Origin of the sequence: Zoogloea oryzae (assembly GCF_030161255.1) — a bacterium.
Classification (GTDB): domain Bacteria; phylum Pseudomonadota; class Gammaproteobacteria; order Burkholderiales; family Rhodocyclaceae; genus Zoogloea; species Zoogloea oryzae.
Map to the genome: position 1 here is coordinate 1 of NZ_BSPX01000062.1, position 16,903 is coordinate 16,903.

Sequence of the window (16,903 nt, forward strand, 5' to 3'; positions counted from 1 at the left end):
CGAGACCCGATCAAGGCCGATTAGAGAGAGGCAGTCTGTCTGTCCGATCCGTCGCGTGCGTGCAGTGCCAGGAAGGAGTCGCAGGTGAGCAGGAAAGAAAAACCGGCCTGGCGGCCGGGCATGGAAAAACGGTGCTTGACGGGGAAGTCCTTAGAGTCGGGTTAGCGCAGCGTAACCCGACGTCAAGGCCGGCTGCCTCGTCCGATCGCGCTCGACGATCCGCCGGGCTGTCGGGTTACGCTGCGCTCACCCGACCTACCTCTGCTACGCCAATCGACCTACCTCTGCTGAGCCCCCGCCCTTCCCATGCCGGCCAGTCCCGGCTAAGTTATGCCCCTCGAAAGAACAACAGCAGGGGACAGCATGCATCAGCAGCAGTTTTACATCGACGGCCAGTGGGTCGAGCCTTCTTCCTCCGCCCGGCGCGAGGTCATCAACCCCGCCACCGAAGCGCCCGCGGGCGTGATCGCCATGGGCGCCGCGGCCGACGTGGATCGCGCGGTGGCCGCGGCCAAGGCGGCCTTCCCGGCCTTCTCGGCCACCACCCGCGAGGAGCGGCTGGACCTCATCGCCCGCATCGGCGTGGCCTACAAGAAGCGTTTCGACGACATGGCGAAGGCCATTACCGCCGAGATGGGCGCGCCCTTCAAGATGCTGGCGAGCGGCGCCCAGGTGGCGTCGGGCCTCGGGCACTTCCGGGCCGTGGCGGCGGCGCTGAAGGAGATGGAATTCGAGCGCCTGCAGGGCACCACGCTCATCGTGAAGGAGGCGGCCGGCGTGTGCGCCCTCATCACCCCCTGGAACTGGCCGGCCAACCAGATGGCCTGCAAGATCGCCCCGGCGCTGGCGGCGGGCTGCACCATGGTGCTCAAGCCCAGCGAGCTGGCGCCCCTGTCGGCCGTGGTGCTGGCCGAGATCCTCGACGACGCGGGCGTGCCGCCGGGGGTGTTCAACCTGGTGCAGGGCGACGGCGAAGGCGTCGGCGCGCCGCTCACGGCCCATCCGGACGTGGACATGGTGTCCTTCACCGGCTCCACCCGCGCCGGCAAGCTGGTGATGAAGACCGCCGCCGATACGGTAAAGAAGGTGGCGCTGGAACTGGGCGGCAAGTCCGCCAACATCCTGCTGGACGACGCGGACTTCCCCCGCGCGGTGAAGCAGGGCGTGCTGACCCTGATGCTCAACAGCGGCCAGAACTGCAACGCCCCCTCACGCATGCTGGTGCCCGAAAGCCGGCTCGATGAGGTCGAGGCCATCGCCGCGGCGACCCTCGGCAAGCTGGTGGTGGGCGACCCCCAGGGCGAGACCACCACGCTCGGCCCGGTGGCCAACGGCGCCCAGTTCGCCCGCGTGCAGCAGATGATCGAGAGCGGCATCGCCGAGGGCGCGAAACTGGTGGCCGGCGGGCCGGGGCGGCCGGACGGCATCGCCCGCGGCTACTTCGTGCGACCGACGATCTTCAGCTGCGTCACGCCCGCGATGACCATCGCCCGGGAGGAGATCTTCGGCCCGGTGTTGTCGATCATCGCCTACCAGGACGAAGACGACGCGGTGCGCATCGCCAACGACACGCCCTATGGGCTGTCGGGCTACGTGTCGTCGTCGGACCTCGCCCGCGCCCGCCGCGTGGCCCGGCGCCTGCGTACCGGCAACGTGCATCTCAACGGCGCGCCGGTGGATACCACCGCGCCCTTCGGCGGCTACAAGCAGTCCGGCCTGGGGCGGGAGTGGGGCGCCTGGGGCATCGAGGAATACCTCGAGACCAAGGCGATCATCGGCCATGGCGCCGACTGAGCCTCGGGGCGCGGCATGAGGCTGGCTGCGATTCTGGTGGGCGCGGTGCTGGCGGCGGGCTTCCTCGCCGCCGATCCGGCCCGTTATTTTTCGCTGGCGGACCGGGTGGCCTGGCGGCTGGGCACCCCGGCCCCGGGCCAGACCCGGCTCGAAGACACCCTGCACACGCTCTACCGGCGCGGCGATGCGCTGATCGGCAGCGACGACACGCTGCTGCTGGGCGACAGCCATCTCCACGGCTTTCCCACCTCGCTGCTGCCGGGGTCGGTGAACTTCTCCATCGGCGGCGAGACGGCCGCCCATCTGGCCGAGCGGGTGGCCGACTACACCGCGCCGCTCAGGGTGCGGCAGGTGGTGCTGCTCACCGGGCGCAACGATCTGGCCCAGGGGCGGGCGCCGGCAGCGGTGGCGGATGCGGTCGGGCGGATTCTCGGTTACATCCCGCAACGGACTGTCGTAGTGCTATTGGGTATTCCTACCGTGCGTTCTGGCGGCAATGCCGTACACTCCACCCGCGAAGCGAACCGCCTGCTGGCCGAAGCCTGTGCCGCGCGGCCCGGCTGCCGCTTCGTGAGCACCGAAACCCTGGCCGACGCGAGCGGTGCCCTCGACGCCCGCTTTGCCAGCGCCGACGGCGTGCATCTCAACCCCGCCGGCTATGCCGAGCTGGCCGCGCTGATCGCTGCGGCCACCCAGACCCCGCCTCAGGGCCCAATCCCGATATCCCGCCGCCCCGCCCCATGAAGTCGCAAGCCCTCCGCTTCAACGAAATCGATTTCCTGCGCGGCATCGCCTGTCTGGCGGTGCTGGTTTTCCACTATTTCTCGCGGGCGCCCCGGGCCGGGTGGATGCAGGGCGTGGATTACCCGGCCATCGAGCTCGTGGCCCGCTACGGCTACCTGGGGGTGCATCTGTTCTTCGTGATCAGCGGCTTCGTGATCCTCATGTCGGCCCACGACGCCACACCCCGGGCCTTCGTCGCCTCGCGGGTGGCGCGGCTCTACCCCACGTTGTGGGTGGGCGCCACGCTCACCGCCGGCACCGCCTGGCTGCTGGGCGAGGGGCAGTTCATGGTGTCGATGCGCGACTGGCTCATCAACCTCACCATGCTCGCCCACTGGTTCGACGCGCCCTACGTGGATGGCGCCTACTGGTCGCTGGGTTACGAGCTGCATTTCTACATCTTCGTGTGGGTGGCCCTGCGCCTGGGGCTGATGCACCGCCTGCCCTGGCTGCTGGTGGGCTGGCTGGCGATCAGCGCCATCAATGCGGTCAAACCCATGTGGCCGGTGCAGTTCTGGCTCAACGCCAAATGGGCACCGTTCTTCGTGGCGGGCGGGGTGTTCTACCTGATCCGCACCCAGGGCGAGACCCTCGGCCGCTACGCGCTGCTGGCGGCGTCCTTCGTGCTGGCGCTGATCTACGCGCTGGGCGATGCCGCCGCCCAGGGCACCGGCCCCGAGGCCGTGGCGCTGCGTCCGGTGGTGGTGGGCATGGTGGTGACGGCGGTGTTCGGCGTGTTCTGGATGATCGCCTCCGGGCGCTTCACGATGCGCGCCTCGGCCATCACCTTCTACGCCGGCGCGCTCACCTATCCGGTCTATGTGATCCACCAGTTCTTCGGCGCGATGCTCTTCGAGCAGCTGCGCATGGCCCTCGGCAGCGTGCCGCTGGCGATGGCGCTGGTGGTCGCGGCGGTGGCGGCGCTGGCGTGGGCGATCCACGTGGGCGTCGAGCGCCCGCTGGGCAAGCGCCTGCGCCGCCTGCTCGACACGCCGCGGCTCGAAGCGCGGATGTCGTCGGTCGGCTGAACCCGGCCGCCCGCCATGCTCGTCGTCGCCCTCGTCTGCCTCGTCCTGCTGGTGCTCACCACGGTGCTGCACTACGAGGTGCTGCGCTGGCTCTCCGCGGGCCTGCCGGCGCTGGGCATCCGGCCGCGGGCCAAGCTGGTGGTGGTGATCATCGCCGCCTTCGTGGCTCATGTGGCGGAGATCGGCCTTTACGCGCTGGCGATCGTCGCGCTGGTGCGGGTGGGCGGGCTCGGCATGCTGGGCGATCCGGCGCGCTTCGGGTTCGACGTGGCCCTGTATTTCTCGGCAGAGACCTTCACATCGCTGGGTTACGGCGACGTGGTGCCCAGCGGCGACATGCGCCTGCTGGCGGGCGCCGAGGCGCTCAACGGGCTGCTCCTCATCGGCTGGTCGGCGTCCTACGCCTACATCGCGATGGAGCGATTCTGGAACGGGACATCCCGAAGCGGCGACTGACGAAAGGGGCGGGCCTGCATCGCCACGCTGCGCTGAAATCCGCCTTTCCGCGCAGGGCAGGGGCACCCCATCCGGGTGCCCCTTTTTTGTTCACGGTTGGCAACGCCGCGCCAGATGGGGCGCTGCCACGTGATGTGAGCTTGAGGGGCATCAGGGGCGAACCTCTTCAGTCCGGCGTCTGTCCGACGTTAAAGCACACATCCCCGTCACCCCGTAAGGCGCCGCCATGACCCTGTTCGCCGACCTGCGCCACGTCATCTACGCGCTCTCCGACGCCCTCGATCTGGTGGGCGTCGATGACGTCGCCCACGGCAAGCGGGTGGGCATCATGGCCGCCGAATGCGGCCGGGTCGCCGGCCTGCCGGAAACCGAAACCGCCTTCCTGCTCGATCTGGGCATGCTCCACGACATCGGCGTCTCCTCCACCCGGGCCCACTGCAACCTTGTCGAAACCTTCGACTGGAACGGCTCCCAGGGGCATTGCGAGGTCGGCCACGCGCTGCTCAAGGGCTTTGGCCCCCTCGAAGCCATGGCCGAGCCGGTGCGCTACCACCACACCCGCTGGGACGCGCTGCCCGTCGGCGACGTTGATCCCGACACCCTGCGCGCCGCCAATCTAATCTACCTGGTGGACCGGGTCGATGCGCTCGCCGCCAGCCACTACGCCGACAACTCGCTGCTGCTGTTCACCGACGACATCCGCGCCCGCATCACCGAGCACGCCGGCACGTATTTCTCGCCCGAGCTGGTCGAGCTCTTCCTCGACGCCTCCCACACCGAAGCCTTCTGGCTCGACCTCGAACCCCGCTCCATCCAGGCCCGGATGGTCGAATCCCTCGCCACCGCCCGCGACTACCCGGCCAACACCGACGAGCTCAAGCATCTGGCGGGCATCTTCGCCCGCATCGTCGACGCCAAGAGCCCCTTCACCGCCGAGCACTCCCTGGGCGTGGCGCGCCTCGCCCGCCACCTGGCCGAGCGCCTGGGCGTATCGCCCGACAACTGCGACAAGCTCGAGATCGCCGGCATGCTCCACGACCTGGGCAAGCTGCGCATCCCCGACGAGATCCTCGACAAGCCCGGCCGCCTCGACGCCGCCGAGCGCAAGATCATCAACACCCACAGCTACGAAACCTTCCAGATCCTCCACGGCATCCGCGGCTTCGAGGAGATCACCCGCTGGGCCGCCTATCACCACGAGGAACCCGACGGCAGCGGCTACCCCTTCCACCTCACCGCCGCCGAGATGCCCTTCGAGGCGTCGATCCTGCGCGTCGCCGACATCTTCCAGGCCATGGTCCAGGAGCGCCCCTACCGGCAGGGCCTCGGCGACGCCGAAGTCAGCAACTTCATCCGCCGCATGGCCGACGACGGCCGCATCGACAGCCGCGTGGCCGAGGTGCTGCTGGAGGATGTGCCAGCGGCAAGGCTGGCGGCGTGTCCGGCGCTGGATGAATTGCCGGAGGGTGGGCTGGGGGCTTGAGATGGGCGGTTAGCCGAACCCCGCTTCGGGATGAATCGGTAGGTCGGATAGCCCTTGCGGAGCGTGCAGACGCGGCACGAGCCGAAATCGTCGGGTACGTCAGTGTTTCGGTTTGCCGCTGGTCGGGGGGCAGCCAGGCCCGCGCCGGGGGCTTGACGTCGCCAACGGCACCCGGACACTCGTGGTCTCACTCAACCCGCAACAGGTGAAGCCCATGACCGAACCCACCCATCCCGTCGCCATCTTCGCTGCCGAGGCGCCGCCGCGCGTCCGGCCGTCGATCTATCCTGAGCCCTTCGCCTCGCGCATGGCGGGGCGGGTGAAGCATCCGCTGGGCGATCTGTTCGGGCTGACCAACTTCGGGGTCAATCTCACCCGGCTGGCGCCGGGGGCAGTGTCGGCCCTGCGCCACGCCCACACCCGCCAGGACGAGTTCATCCTGGTGCTGGAAGGCAACCCGACGCTGGTCACCGATGCCGGCGAGACGCGCCTGGCGCCGGGCATGTGCGCCGGCTTCAAGGCCGGCACGGGCGACGCGCACCAGCTGCGCAACGACGGCGCGGATGAAGCGGTGTATCTGGAAGTGGGCGACCGCACGCCGGGCGACAGCGCGAGCTACCCGGACGAAGACCTGCAGGCGGTGATGGGTGAGGGCGGCTGGCGCTTCCTGCACAAGGACGGCCGTCCGTATTGAAGGGCGGAGCGGTGGCGGCCGGGCTTGCCGATCACCGCACACCCCGTAGGTCAGACTTCAGCCCGACAGCGTGGGTCGAGCAGGCAGGGTTTGTCGGACTGAAGTCCGACCTACAGATAGCGGCTTCGCTGGGGGGCGGGAGAGGTGCGCAGGGTGGTGCATGCCGATGGTCCCCGCGGCGGGGTCTGCCCGGCACGCAAGGATTGGGGCGAAGTTCGATCGGGGCCGGATGTTTGTCTGCGGCGTGCCGATCACCGCACACCCCGTAGGTCTGACTTCAGTCCGACAGCGCGGGTCAAGCAGGCAGGGTTTGTCGGACTGAAGTCCGACCTACAGGGCGGCGGCGTCAGCCTTCGCGCACCGCCAGCCGGCCGGAGATGTAGCGGGCCATGCCGCGGGCGAGTTCCTGCTCGCCCACGAAGACTTCGCCCATCTTGTCGCGCCGCAGCAGCTCGGCGCCGTCTTCGGTGTCGGCGCGGAGCACGGTTTCGATGTGCGGGTTGAGCTTGCGGGCGATATCCACCATCTGCCGGCTGGCGATGGGGTCGGGGATGGTGACCACCAGCATCGCCGCCTTGGTGATGTGGGCCTGCACCAGCACGATGGGGTCGGAGGCGTCGCCGCTCACCGCCGGCTTGCCGGAGCGGCGCACCGCCTCGACCACCTCGCGGTTGCTGTCGGCGATGATGTAGTGGATGTGGCGCTCCTCCAGCACCGACGCAATGTGCTTGCCGATGCGGCCGAAACCCACCACCACCACCTGCCCCGAGAGCAGCTTGCGGTCGGTGGTCATGGGCAGGGCGGCCAGCGGGTCGTCCCGCAGGTCGAGCCGACGCGCCCACGCCGAATGGGCCCGCGCCCACACCTGGGCGGGCTCGATGGCGGCAAACAGAGCGGCGTTGAGGGCGATGGTGATGATCGCCCCGGCGAGGATCAGGTTCTGCCCCTCGGCGCTCATCAGCCCCAGGGCCTGCCCCAGCCCGGCCAGGATGAACGAGAACTCGCCGATCTGGGCAAGGCTCGCACCCACCGTGAGGGCGGTGTTGAGCGGGTAGCGGAAGGCCAGCACCAGCGCCACCGCGGCCAGCGTCTTGCCGATCAGGATGATCGCCACCACCACCACCACCTTGAGGGGCGATTCCATCAGCACGGCCGGGTCGAACAGCATCCCCACCGACACGAAGAACAGCACCGAGAAGGCATCGCGGAGCGGCAGCGAATCCTCGGCCGCCCGGTGGCTGAACTCCGACTCGCGCATCATCATCCCGGCAAAGAAGGCGCCCAGGGCAAAGGACACGTCGAAGAGCAGCGCCGACGCGTAGGCCACGCCCACCGCCGCGGCCACCACGCAGAGGGTGAATAGCTCCCGTGAGCCGGTCCTGGCCACCAGCCACAGCAGGCGCGGAAACGCCCGGCGCCCCACCACCAGCATGGTGGCGATGAAGGCCGCCACCTTGGCGAAGGTGATACCCACCGTGAGGGCCAGGGTGGAGGCGTCGGCCGCCGGGGCGGAGTCGTTGCCGCCCAGGAGCGGAGCGAGGGCCGGCAGCAGCACCAGCACCAGCACCATCGCCAGGTCTTCCACCACCAGCCAGCCCACCGCGATGCGGCCGTTGGTGGAATCGAGGATGCCTTTGGATTCCAGCGCCCGCAGCAGCACCACCGTGCTTGCCACCGACAGCGCGAGGCCGAACACCACCGCCTCGCCCACCGGCCAGCCCCAGCTCACCGCCGCCGCCCCGCCCAGCACGGTGGCCGCCGCGATCTGTACCACGGCGCCGGGTGCGGCGATCTTGCGCACGGCCAGCAGATCATCCAGCGAGAAGTGCAGGCCGACGCCGAACATCAGCAGCATCACCCCGATCTCGGCCAGCTGGCCGGCCAGCGCCACGTCGGCCACGAAGCCGGGGGTGCCCGGCCCGATCATCACGCCGGCGAGCAGATAGCCGACGAGCGGCGGCACCCGCAGGCGCGATGCGAGGAGGCCGAGCAGCATGGCAAGGCCGAGACCGGCGGCGATGAGGGCGATCAGGGAGACGTTGTGGGGCATCGGAAGCGGGCGTTTGCGTGACGTTGTGGGCAGGTTGAGACTGTTCGACGCGAATCGCCGGGGTGGGTTCGCCTGCACGGCAATTTTTCTGGGCAAGGCCGGCGGATGGCGACAGCGGTGTGCCAGAGGCCGGTCTTTTAACTGGAAAATCCGCTGCTGAAAAGCGTTTCAGCGATTGCGGCGGCCGTCATGGGCGTGGGTAGCCCGGTCGGCGAGGTTTCGGCGGGGGGAGGCTTGGGATGCGCGGCCTGCCGGGCTGGTGCCGCGGCAGCGCCGGGGAGGAGGCGGAAAACCGGGCCGCCAGCTGCGCTGCGGCATGTCGCCCGGGTGTTGCGGGTGCCGCTCAGCCGTCGCTGAAATTGTGGAACATCACCTGCAGGGTCTGGGTCAGCTTGGCGAGCTGGGTGTCGGTGAGGTTGCTGTAACCCTTCACGTAGATCTTCTTGGTGGCTTCCTGGATGCGGTCGGTGAGCGCCTCGCCCTTCGGGGTGACGAGCACGTCGGTGATGCGGGCATCGTCGGCGTTGGTGCGGGTTTCGACGAGGCCTTCCTCGCGCATGCGCTGGACGATGCGGGTGAGGGTCGACAGCTTGATGATGGCGTGGGTGGCGAGCTCGGAGACGCTCACGGTGCCGTGCAGGCGCAGCATCAGCAGCACGCGCCGGGTGGGGATGTCGGTGCCGAGCTTCTTGAGGACTTTCTCCATTTCCAGCGAGTAGATCGCGTGGACGCGGGCGAGCCAGTAGAAGGGAAATTCCTCGTAGCTGAAATCTTCGTGCTCGGGCAGGAAGCGGCTGGTTTTCTTGGTGGCGCTCATGGCTTGGGACGGGTGAACGGGCTGCGCGCCGGCTGGTTGCGGCGCGGAAAAGCCGGTGCGGAAGGATACATGACGGCGATGACGTTCAGGAACCGGCGATGGCCGCCGTCGGTTCAGTCGTCCTGATACGGCCCGCCGCCCAGGCCGATGGGCGCGGGCGCGGCGGCGACGAGCTTCGAGAAGATGCGCCGGAAGTCTTCGTCCGAGCCGGTGGTGCGGGTGCCGCCCATCGGGTCGGGCGTGGCGGCGAAGCCGGCGTCGGCGGCGGCCCAGTCGTCGGGGGTGAAGTGCTTCTTCACCAGCGGCAGGATCTCGCGTTCTTCGAGCAGCATGTGGTTGCGGTAGAAGTCGGCGTAGTCGTCGAAGGCCGCCGAGAAGCCGGCAAAGCCGTCGGGTGCGCCGTCGGTGTAGCGGGCGAGGGCGGCCTGCAGGGTGGCGATGCGCGCTTCGGCCTGGGCGTGTTCGGCCTCCAGCCGGGCCAGCGCCGCGTCGCCCTGGGTGGTGCGGGCCTTGAGGGGGGCGAAGAGGAAGGCGTCTTCCTTCGGGTGGTGGCGCTTCTCGGGGTAGGCGTCGAGGTATCTCACCATCGCGGCGAAGAGCTTGAAATCCGGCTGCAGCTTGCCGGCGCCGATCTCGTGGATCATCAGCCGGATGGCGTGGATGATCGCGGCGAGGGACTGGTGTTCGTCCATGATGATGCGCATCGCTTCCATCACGTGGTTTCCTTGAGTGGGTTTCAGGTGGACAGCATGGCCTGGTGCTTGCCGCCCAGGCCCAGGTAGGCCTCGATGACCCGCGGGTCGTCGGCGAGCTGGGTGGCCGGGCCGTGCATGGCGATCTGGCCGGTTTCGAGCACGTAGGCGTAGTCGGCCACCTGCAGGGCGGCGCGGGCGTTCTGCTCGACGAGCAGGATCGACACGCCGCGCCGGCGCAGCTCGGTGACGATGCGGAAGATCTCGCGCACGATGAGCGGGGCGAGGCCCAGGCTGGGTTCGTCGAGCATCAGCAGCTTGGGCTTGGCCATCAGCGCGCGGCCCACCGCCAGCATCTGGCGCTCGCCGCCGGAGAGCGTGCCGGCCAGCTGGGTGCGGCGCTCCTTGAGGCGCGGGAAGAGGTCGTAGATCTCGTCCAGGGTCTTCGGGTGGTCGCGATGGCCCATGCGGTAGCGCTGGAAGGCGCCGAGGACGAGGTTGTCCTCGACGCTCATCTCGCCAAAGAGCTCGCGCTTTTCGGGCACGAGGTTCATGCCCCGGGCGACGAGGCGCTCGACTTCCGGCACGGCTTCGATGCTGCCGTCGAAGTGGACGGTGCCCTTGGAGCCGAGCACGCCCATGATGGCCGACAGCATGGTGGTCTTGCCGGCGCCGTTGGGGCCGATCACCGTGACGATCTGGCCTTCGCCCACGGTGAGGCTGGCGTTGGTAAGCGCCTCGACCTTGCCGTACGAGACGCACAGGCGGTCGATCTGCAGCACGGGGTTCTTTGTTTGGTTGGTCATCACAGGCCTCCTGCCGGGCCGCCCCAAGGGAGGCCTGCGCCCCCTTTTGGGGGTGAGGAAGGGGTTTCGCAGCGCAGCGCGCTGTGCCTTCCGAACGGCTTGGCTGTGCAAAGCCAAGCCTCCACGAACAGAGTGAGCGTGGGGGTCATCTCATACTCCTCCCAGATAGGCTTCGAGCACGGCGGGGTCGCGCTGGACTTCGTCGGGCAGGCCTTCGGCGATCTTCTGGCCGAACTCCATCACCACCACGCGATCCACCAGCCCCATCACGAAATCCATGTCGTGCTCGACGATCAGGATCGCCATGCCTTCGGCGCGGAGTTTGCGGAGCAGGTCGCCGAGGGCTTCCTTCTCCTTGAGGCGCAGGCCGGCGGCGGGCTCGTCCAGCAGCAGCAGGCACGGGTCGGAACACAGCGCGCGGGCGATCTCGAGGATGCGCTGCTGGCCCAGGGCGAGGCTGCCGGCTTCGTCGTACATGTGGCTGCCGAGGCCGACGCGCTCGATCTGGCGGGCGGCTTCCTTCAGCAGGCGGGCTTCCTCGGCGCGGTCCTGCCGCCACGCGGCGTGGAACACGCCCTTGCCGCCCCTCAGGTGGGCGCCGATGGCGACGTTCTCGAGCACGGTCATCGTCGGCAGCAGGCGCACGTGCTGGAAGGTGCGGCTCATGCCCATCCGGGCGATTTCGCGGGAGTCGCGCCCGGCCACGGGCTTGCCCAGGAACAGCACCTCGCCCGAGGTGGGCGTATCCACGCCCGAGAGCTGGTTGAACATGGTGCTCTTGCCGGCGCCGTTGGGGCCGATCAGCGCCAGGATCTCGCCGGCCTTCACCGTGAGGTTCATGTCGTTGTTGGCCACCAGACCGCCGAACTTGCGGGTCACGTTGCGGGCTTCGAGGATCACCTCGCCGGCCTTGGGCAGATCCCGGCGGGGCAGGGTGTCGGCGGCCGGGTCGATGGTCTTCTGCGGCGCCTTCACCGGCACCAGCTTCTTCAGCACCGGCCACAGGCCTTCGCGGGCGCGCTGCAGCACCAGCACCATCATGATCCCGAAGACGATGGCCTCGAAGTTGCCGTTGGCGCCCAGCAGCCTGGGCAGGATGTCCTGCAGCCACTGCTTGAGCACGGTGATGAGCCCGGCGCCCACCAGCGCGCCCCACACGTGGCCGGCGCCGCCGATCACCGCCATGAAGAGGTATTCGATGCCGATGTGCAGCCCGAAGGGGGTGGGGTTCACGAAGCGCTGCATGTGGGCGTACAGCCAGCCCGACGCACAGGCGTGCAGCGCGGCGATCACGAAGATGATCATCCGCGAGCGGGACGTATCCACGCCCATCGCCTCGGCCATCACCATGCCGCCCTTCAGCGCCCGGATCGCGCGGCCCTCGCGGGAATCCAGCAGGTTCTGGGTTGTGAACACCGCCACCATCACGAAGGCCCAGATCAGGTAGTAGATCTTCTCGCCTGCATCCAGCACCACGCCGAACAGGGTGATCGGCGGGATGCCGGTGATGCCCGTGTGGCCGCCCAGGCTTTCCAGCGTGCCGAACAGGAAGTACAGGCTGATCCCCCAGGCGATGGTGCCCAGCGGCAGGAAGTGGCCCGACAGCTTGAGGGTCAGCGAGCCGACCACCACCGCCACCGTGGCGGTGAACACCAGCCCCACCAGCAGCGTGAGCCACGGCGAGGAACCTGCCCAGGCGATCCAGCCCGGCAGCTCCGGCGTGGTGCTGAGCACCGCCGTTGTGTAGGCGCCCAGCCCCACGAAGGCGGCCTGGCCGAAGCTGGTCAGCCCGCCCACGCCGGTGAGCAGCACCAGCCCCAGCGCCACCAGCGCGTACAGGCCGATGTAGTTGAGCAGCGTCACGTAGAACGGCGCGAGCACGGCCGGCAGGACGAGCAGCAGGGCGACGAACACGCCCTGCACGAGACGGTCGGTTCTCATTCTTCCTCCTCCACGTGACGGCTGGTGAGGGAGCGCCACAGCAGCACGGGGATGATCAGGGTGAACACGATGACTTCCTTGAAGGCGCTGGCCCAGAAGGACGAGAAGGATTCCAGCAGGCCCACCAGCACCGCGCCCACGGCGGCCAGCGGGTAGCTCGCCAGTCCGCCGATGATGGCGGCGACGAAGCCCTTGAGACCGATGAGGAAGCCCGTGTCGTAGTAGATGGTGGTGATCGGGGCGATCAGCACGCCCGAGAGCGCGCCGATCAGCGCCGCCAGGAAGAAGGTGAGCTTGCCCGCCAGCGACGGCGAGATGCCCATCAGCCGCGCGCCGGCCCGGTTGATCGCGGTGGCGCGCAGCGCCTTGCCGTACAGCGTGCGCTCGAAGAACTGGTAGAGCCCGACGATCAACACCACCGACGACATCACCACCCAGATCGTCTGACCCGAGACCATCAACGGGCCGAGCTCCAGGTTGGCGTCGCTGAAGGCGGGCGTGCGCTGGCCTTCGGCGCCGAAGAACAGCAGGCCCAGGCCGACCATCGCCACATGAACCGCCACCGACACGATGAGCAGGATCAGGATCGGCGCCGCGGCGATGGGCTGGAACACCAGCCGGTACATCAGCGGGCCCATCGGCACCACCACCGCCAGGGCCAGCAGCACCTGGGCGGCGAGCGGCATGTCCTTCACCGGAAGCGCGGCAAGCAGGGCGGCGAGGCCCAGCGGGTAGCCGAGGTTCCAGCCCAGCACGCCCACCAGCTTGCGCGGCTGCCCGGCCCGCAGGGCGAGGCCGCCGTCGATGAGCGCCGCGGTGGCGCCCATGCCGGCCAGCAGCCAGACCGTGGCCGGCACGGTGCCGGCCTGCATCATCGCCAGGGTAAGGGCGCCGTAGGCCACGAACTCGCCCTGGGGGATGAAGATCACCCGCGTCACCGCGAATACCAGCACCAGGGCCAGCGCCAGCAGCGCGTAGATCGCCCCGTTGGTCAGGCCGTCCTGGGCGAGCATCAATGCAATCTGAACGTCCATGAGTTTCCCCGTCGGCGACGGCACAGGGCCGCCGACTTGCAGTTGCAGAGGCTCCGGGGCGCTGCGGCCCCGGATCGGCGCGGATTTACTTCAGGAGGGTCCAGGTGCCGTTGGTGACGGTGATCAGCTCGCGGCCCCGTTCGTCGAAGCCGCTGTGGTCGGCCGGCGTCATGTTGTAGACGCCCTGGGTGGCGGGCATCTCGTGGGTCTGCTCGAGGGCATCACGCAGCGCCGAGCGGAACTCCGGCGTGCCCGGCTTGCCCTTGGCCAGCGCGGTGGGGATAGCGCGCTCCAGCAGCAGGCCGGCGTCGAACATGTTGCCGCCGAAGGTGGCCGGCGCGGCGCCGTAGGTCTTCTCGTAGGTCGCCACGTAGTTCCTGGCGATCTTCTTGGACGGGTGGCTGTCGGGCACCTGGTCGAGCACCAGCATCAGGCTGGCGGCGAGGATCGTGCCTTCCACCTTCTTGCCGCCGAGCTTGAGGAAATCAGGCAGCGCGGCGCCGTGGGTCTGGTAGAACTTGCCCTTGTAGCCGCGATCCACCAGCGCCAGCTGGGGCAGCACGGCGGGGGTGCCGGGGGCGGCAATCAGCACGGCGTCGGGCTTGGCCGCCATCACCTTCAGGGCCTGGGCGGTGACCGAGGTGTCCTGGCGCTGGAAGCGCTCGTCGGCGACGATCTTGATGCCCTTCTTGGCGGCGCCGTCGGCGACGACCTTGCCCCAGTTTTCGCCATACGGGTCGGCGGTGCCGATGAAGCCGAGGGTCTTCACTCCGGTCTTCGCCATGTGGTCGAGGAGCGCCGTGGCGATCAGGCTGTCGTTCTGGGTGGTCTTGAAGACCCACTTCTTCTGGTCGTTCATGGGCAGCACCACCGCGGCGGTGCCCACCGGCGCCAGCAGCGGCACGCCGGCTTCGGCGACGAACTGGATCACGCCCATCGCGTTGGGCGAGCCGGAGGGGCCGATGATGGCGTCCACCTTCTCTTCGCTGATGAGCTTCTTCACCGCCACGACCGAAGCGGTGGGGTCGCTGCCGTCGTCGAGGGAGATGTAGCGGATGGTCTGGCCGCCGGCCTTGGTGGGCAACAGCGGGACGGTGTTCTTCTGCGGGATGCCGACCATGGCGATCGGGCCGGTGGAGGAAGACACCACCCCGATCTTGATGTCTGCATGGGCGACGCCCAGCGACAACGCTCCGATCAACAACGAACCTGCCACGTGCTTGAGTTTCATGGGTGTATCCTCCAGAAAAATTGCTCCAAATGGGATCAGGCAATCTCCGCTTAAGCGGATCTCTTTTTTGGTTTTAATTTGTTATTCACGTGAATGTTCACGTTTATACACACAGCGCGACGTGAATACCAGCCATTTTTTTCACGTCGTTTAGGGTGTTCTCAGCGGCCCCGGGCGAGGGCCGTCAGGCCGCCCAGGCCAAAGTCGGTGTTGGGCACGTCGAGGATCATGATGCGCACCGGCGCAGCCGGCACCTGCAGGGTTTCCTCGATCACGCGGGTGAGCCCGGCGATCAGCGCTGCCTTCTGGGCATCGGTGCGGCCGGCGATCAAGAGCGCGTGCACCGTGGGGCCGCCGGGCTGCTCGGCCTCGGTAAGCAGGGTGCCGCCGACGCACACGTGGGCCCGGGCCAGTTCGATCAGGAAGATGCGCACGCTCTCCCGCGGGGCGCCGATGGTCTCGACGACGGCGTCGGTCATCCCCTTGAGGAGTGCGGCCTTCTGCTCGGCGGCAAAGCCTTCGACCACATAGACGTTGAGGTTGGGCATGGTCCGGCGCTCAGGCGTGGGCCGCCACGGCGTCGCCGACGTCGTGGTAGCCGCGGTTGAAATACACCAGCCCGCTGCGCCCGGCGTCGCCGCGGGCCACGTCTTCCACCTGACAGTAGAAGACGCTGTGGGAGCCGACGGTGTGGGTGTCGACGATGCGACAGTCGAAGCTCACCAGCGCGCCGTCGATCACCGGGCTGCCGGTGGCAAGGCGGCGGGCGCCGACGCGGGCGAAGCGCTCGTCCATGGTCACGTTGCGGTCGGCGAACAGGCCCGACACATCCTGCCGGGCGGCGCCCAGCACATTGACGCACAGCACGCCGTTGCCCTCGAAGGCCGGATGGGCCCAGGAGCCGCGGTTCATGCACACCAGCAGCGTCGGCGGCTGGTCGGTGACGCTGCACACCGCGGTGGCGGTGAAGCCGGCCCGGCCGTTGGGGCCGTCGGTGGTGATGACATTGACGGCGCCGGCCAGCAGGGCCATGGCGTCGCGGAAGGCGGCGGTGTCGGTCATGGTGTTCTCCTCGTTCTCTCTTTGGGGGGCTCAGATGTCCAGCACCAGCTTGGGGCTCCGGGCGCGGGAGCAGCACAGCAGGATCTGGTCGTTGTCGGCCTTCTCGTCGTCGGTCAGGAAGACGTCCCGGTGGTCGGGTTCACCTTCGAGCACCGTGCACAGGCAGGTGCCGCACACGCCCTGCTCGCAGGACACGGTGACCTTGATGCCCACCGTGGCGAGGGCATCAACGATGCTCTGGCCGTCGGCCACCTGCACCGTCTTGCCGCTCTTCTTGGCGACCACCTCGAAGGCGGCGCCGGCGGTGTCGGTGGTGGCCTGGAAATACTCTTTGTGGATCTGCGCCTCGGGCACGCCGAGCCGCTTGGCTTCGCCAATCACCCACTCCATGAAGCCCGACGGGCCGCAGGTGTAGACGTGGGTGCCGGCCTTGGGCCCGCCCAGCACGGTGGCAAGGTCGAGGCGCTGTTCCGGCGCTTCGTCGTCGAAGTGCAGATGCACCCGGTCGGCGAAGGGGCTGGCGGCGAGCTCGTCGATGAAGGCGGTGGCGCTGCGGCTGCGGCCGCAGTAGTGCAGCTCGAAGTCCTTGCCGGCGCCAAACAGCGCCCAGGCCATGGCGATCATCGGCGTGACGCCGATGCCGCCGCCCAGCAGCACGGTGTGACGGGCGTCCATCGCCAGCGGGAAGTGGTTGCGCGGCAGGCCGATGCGAAGCTGGGTGCCTTCGTGCAGCTGCGCGTGGGCCGCCACCGAGCCGCCGCGGGAGGCCGGATCGCGCAGGATGCCGAGGCGGTAGGTGCCGCGCTCGGCCGGGCTGCCGGCCAGGGAATACTGGCGCACCAGCCCGTCGGCGAGGTGCACATCCACGTGGGCGCCGGCCTCGAAGGGCGGCAGCTCGCGCCCGTCGGTGCTGGCCAGATCGAGCACCAGCACGCCATTGCCTTGTTCCTGGCGGCGGCGGACGACGACGTTGAGGGTTTCTTCGGACATGATCTCTGCCTGCGTTCTTCGGGGTTGGGGTTGTCGGGGGGC

At 68.7% G+C, this 16,903-nt stretch carries 16 protein-coding genes; 6 read left to right on the forward strand and 10 right to left on the reverse strand.

Annotation, left to right across the window (positions count from 1 at the left end):
* The first annotated feature begins 363 nt into the window (after positions 1–363).
* The 6 genes from QQK25_RS17035 (at position 364) to QQK25_RS17060 (ending at position 6,238) form a co-directional block, all read left to right on the forward strand.
* The gene (locus QQK25_RS17035; RefSeq protein WP_284189005.1) at positions 364–1,794 is read left to right on the forward strand and encodes an aldehyde dehydrogenase family protein; all 1,431 of its coding nucleotides are present in this window, start codon (positions 364–366) and stop codon (positions 1,792–1,794) included.
* Between the two features lie 15 nt (positions 1,795–1,809).
* Positions 1,810–2,538, forward strand: coding sequence for an SGNH/GDSL hydrolase family protein (locus QQK25_RS17040; protein ID WP_284189006.1), 729 nt, complete (start codon positions 1,810–1,812; stop codon positions 2,536–2,538).
* Positions 2,535–3,605: an acyltransferase family protein gene (locus tag QQK25_RS17045; protein ID WP_284189007.1), complete on the forward strand. Its 1,071-nt coding sequence runs from the start codon at positions 2,535–2,537 to the stop codon at positions 3,603–3,605. The genes QQK25_RS17040 and QQK25_RS17045 overlap by 4 nt, the downstream gene beginning before the upstream one ends.
* 15 nt (positions 3,606–3,620) lie before the next feature.
* A complete protein-coding gene (locus QQK25_RS17050) occupies positions 3,621–4,061 on the forward strand; it encodes a potassium channel family protein (RefSeq protein ID WP_284189008.1) in 441 nt (146 codons plus the stop codon).
* Between the two features lie 226 nt (positions 4,062–4,287).
* Positions 4,288–5,544: an HD domain-containing phosphohydrolase gene (locus QQK25_RS17055; RefSeq protein WP_284189009.1), complete on the forward strand. Its 1,257-nt coding sequence runs from the start codon at positions 4,288–4,290 to the stop codon at positions 5,542–5,544.
* 214 nt (positions 5,545–5,758) lie between these two features.
* Entirely contained in the window at positions 5,759–6,238 is a 480-nt protein-coding gene (locus tag QQK25_RS17060; protein WP_284189010.1) for a cupin domain-containing protein, read from the forward strand.
* A gap of 346 nt (positions 6,239–6,584) precedes the next feature.
* Here the strand turns inward: QQK25_RS17060 and QQK25_RS17065 are convergent, their stop codons facing one another.
* The 10 genes from QQK25_RS17065 to QQK25_RS17110 form a co-directional block, all read right to left on the reverse strand.
* Positions 6,585–8,288: a cation:proton antiporter domain-containing protein gene (locus QQK25_RS17065; RefSeq protein ID WP_284189011.1), complete on the reverse strand. Its 1,704-nt coding sequence runs from the start codon at positions 8,286–8,288 to the stop codon at positions 6,585–6,587.
* Positions 8,289–8,631: 343 nt separating this feature from the next.
* Positions 8,632–9,105: a MarR family winged helix-turn-helix transcriptional regulator gene (locus tag QQK25_RS17070; RefSeq protein WP_284189012.1), complete on the reverse strand. Its 474-nt coding sequence runs from the start codon at positions 9,103–9,105 to the stop codon at positions 8,632–8,634.
* A gap of 113 nt (positions 9,106–9,218) precedes the next feature.
* Positions 9,219–9,818: a hemerythrin domain-containing protein gene (locus QQK25_RS17075; protein ID WP_284189013.1), complete on the reverse strand. Its 600-nt coding sequence runs from the start codon at positions 9,816–9,818 to the stop codon at positions 9,219–9,221.
* Positions 9,819–9,841: 23 nt separating this feature from the next.
* The gene (locus QQK25_RS17080) at positions 9,842–10,603 is read right to left on the reverse strand and encodes an ABC transporter ATP-binding protein (protein WP_284189014.1); all 762 of its coding nucleotides are present in this window, start codon (positions 10,601–10,603) and stop codon (positions 9,842–9,844) included.
* Positions 10,604–10,753: 150 nt separating this feature from the next.
* The gene (locus QQK25_RS17085; protein WP_284189015.1) at positions 10,754–12,544 is read right to left on the reverse strand and encodes a branched-chain amino acid ABC transporter ATP-binding protein/permease; all 1,791 of its coding nucleotides are present in this window, start codon (positions 12,542–12,544) and stop codon (positions 10,754–10,756) included.
* Positions 12,541–13,578, reverse strand: a complete 1,038-nt coding sequence (locus QQK25_RS17090; protein WP_284189016.1) for a branched-chain amino acid ABC transporter permease — start codon at positions 13,576–13,578, stop codon at positions 12,541–12,543. The genes QQK25_RS17085 and QQK25_RS17090 overlap by 4 nt, the downstream gene beginning before the upstream one ends.
* Before the next feature lie 85 nt (positions 13,579–13,663).
* Positions 13,664–14,809: an ABC transporter substrate-binding protein gene (locus QQK25_RS17095; protein ID WP_284189017.1), complete on the reverse strand. Its 1,146-nt coding sequence runs from the start codon at positions 14,807–14,809 to the stop codon at positions 13,664–13,666.
* A 161-nt stretch (positions 14,810–14,970) separates the two neighbouring features.
* Positions 14,971–15,357, reverse strand: a complete 387-nt coding sequence (locus QQK25_RS17100) for a tautomerase family protein (protein WP_284189018.1) — start codon at positions 15,355–15,357, stop codon at positions 14,971–14,973.
* 10 nt (positions 15,358–15,367) lie between these two features.
* Entirely contained in the window at positions 15,368–15,871 is a 504-nt protein-coding gene (locus QQK25_RS17105; protein ID WP_284189019.1) for a flavin reductase, read from the reverse strand.
* Positions 15,872–15,901: 30 nt separating this feature from the next.
* Positions 15,902–16,861 carry a PDR/VanB family oxidoreductase gene (locus QQK25_RS17110; protein ID WP_284189020.1) on the reverse strand — a complete coding sequence of 320 codons (960 nt, stop codon included), beginning with the start codon at positions 16,859–16,861 and terminating at the stop codon, positions 15,902–15,904.
* Positions 16,862–16,903 lie beyond the last annotated feature (42 nt).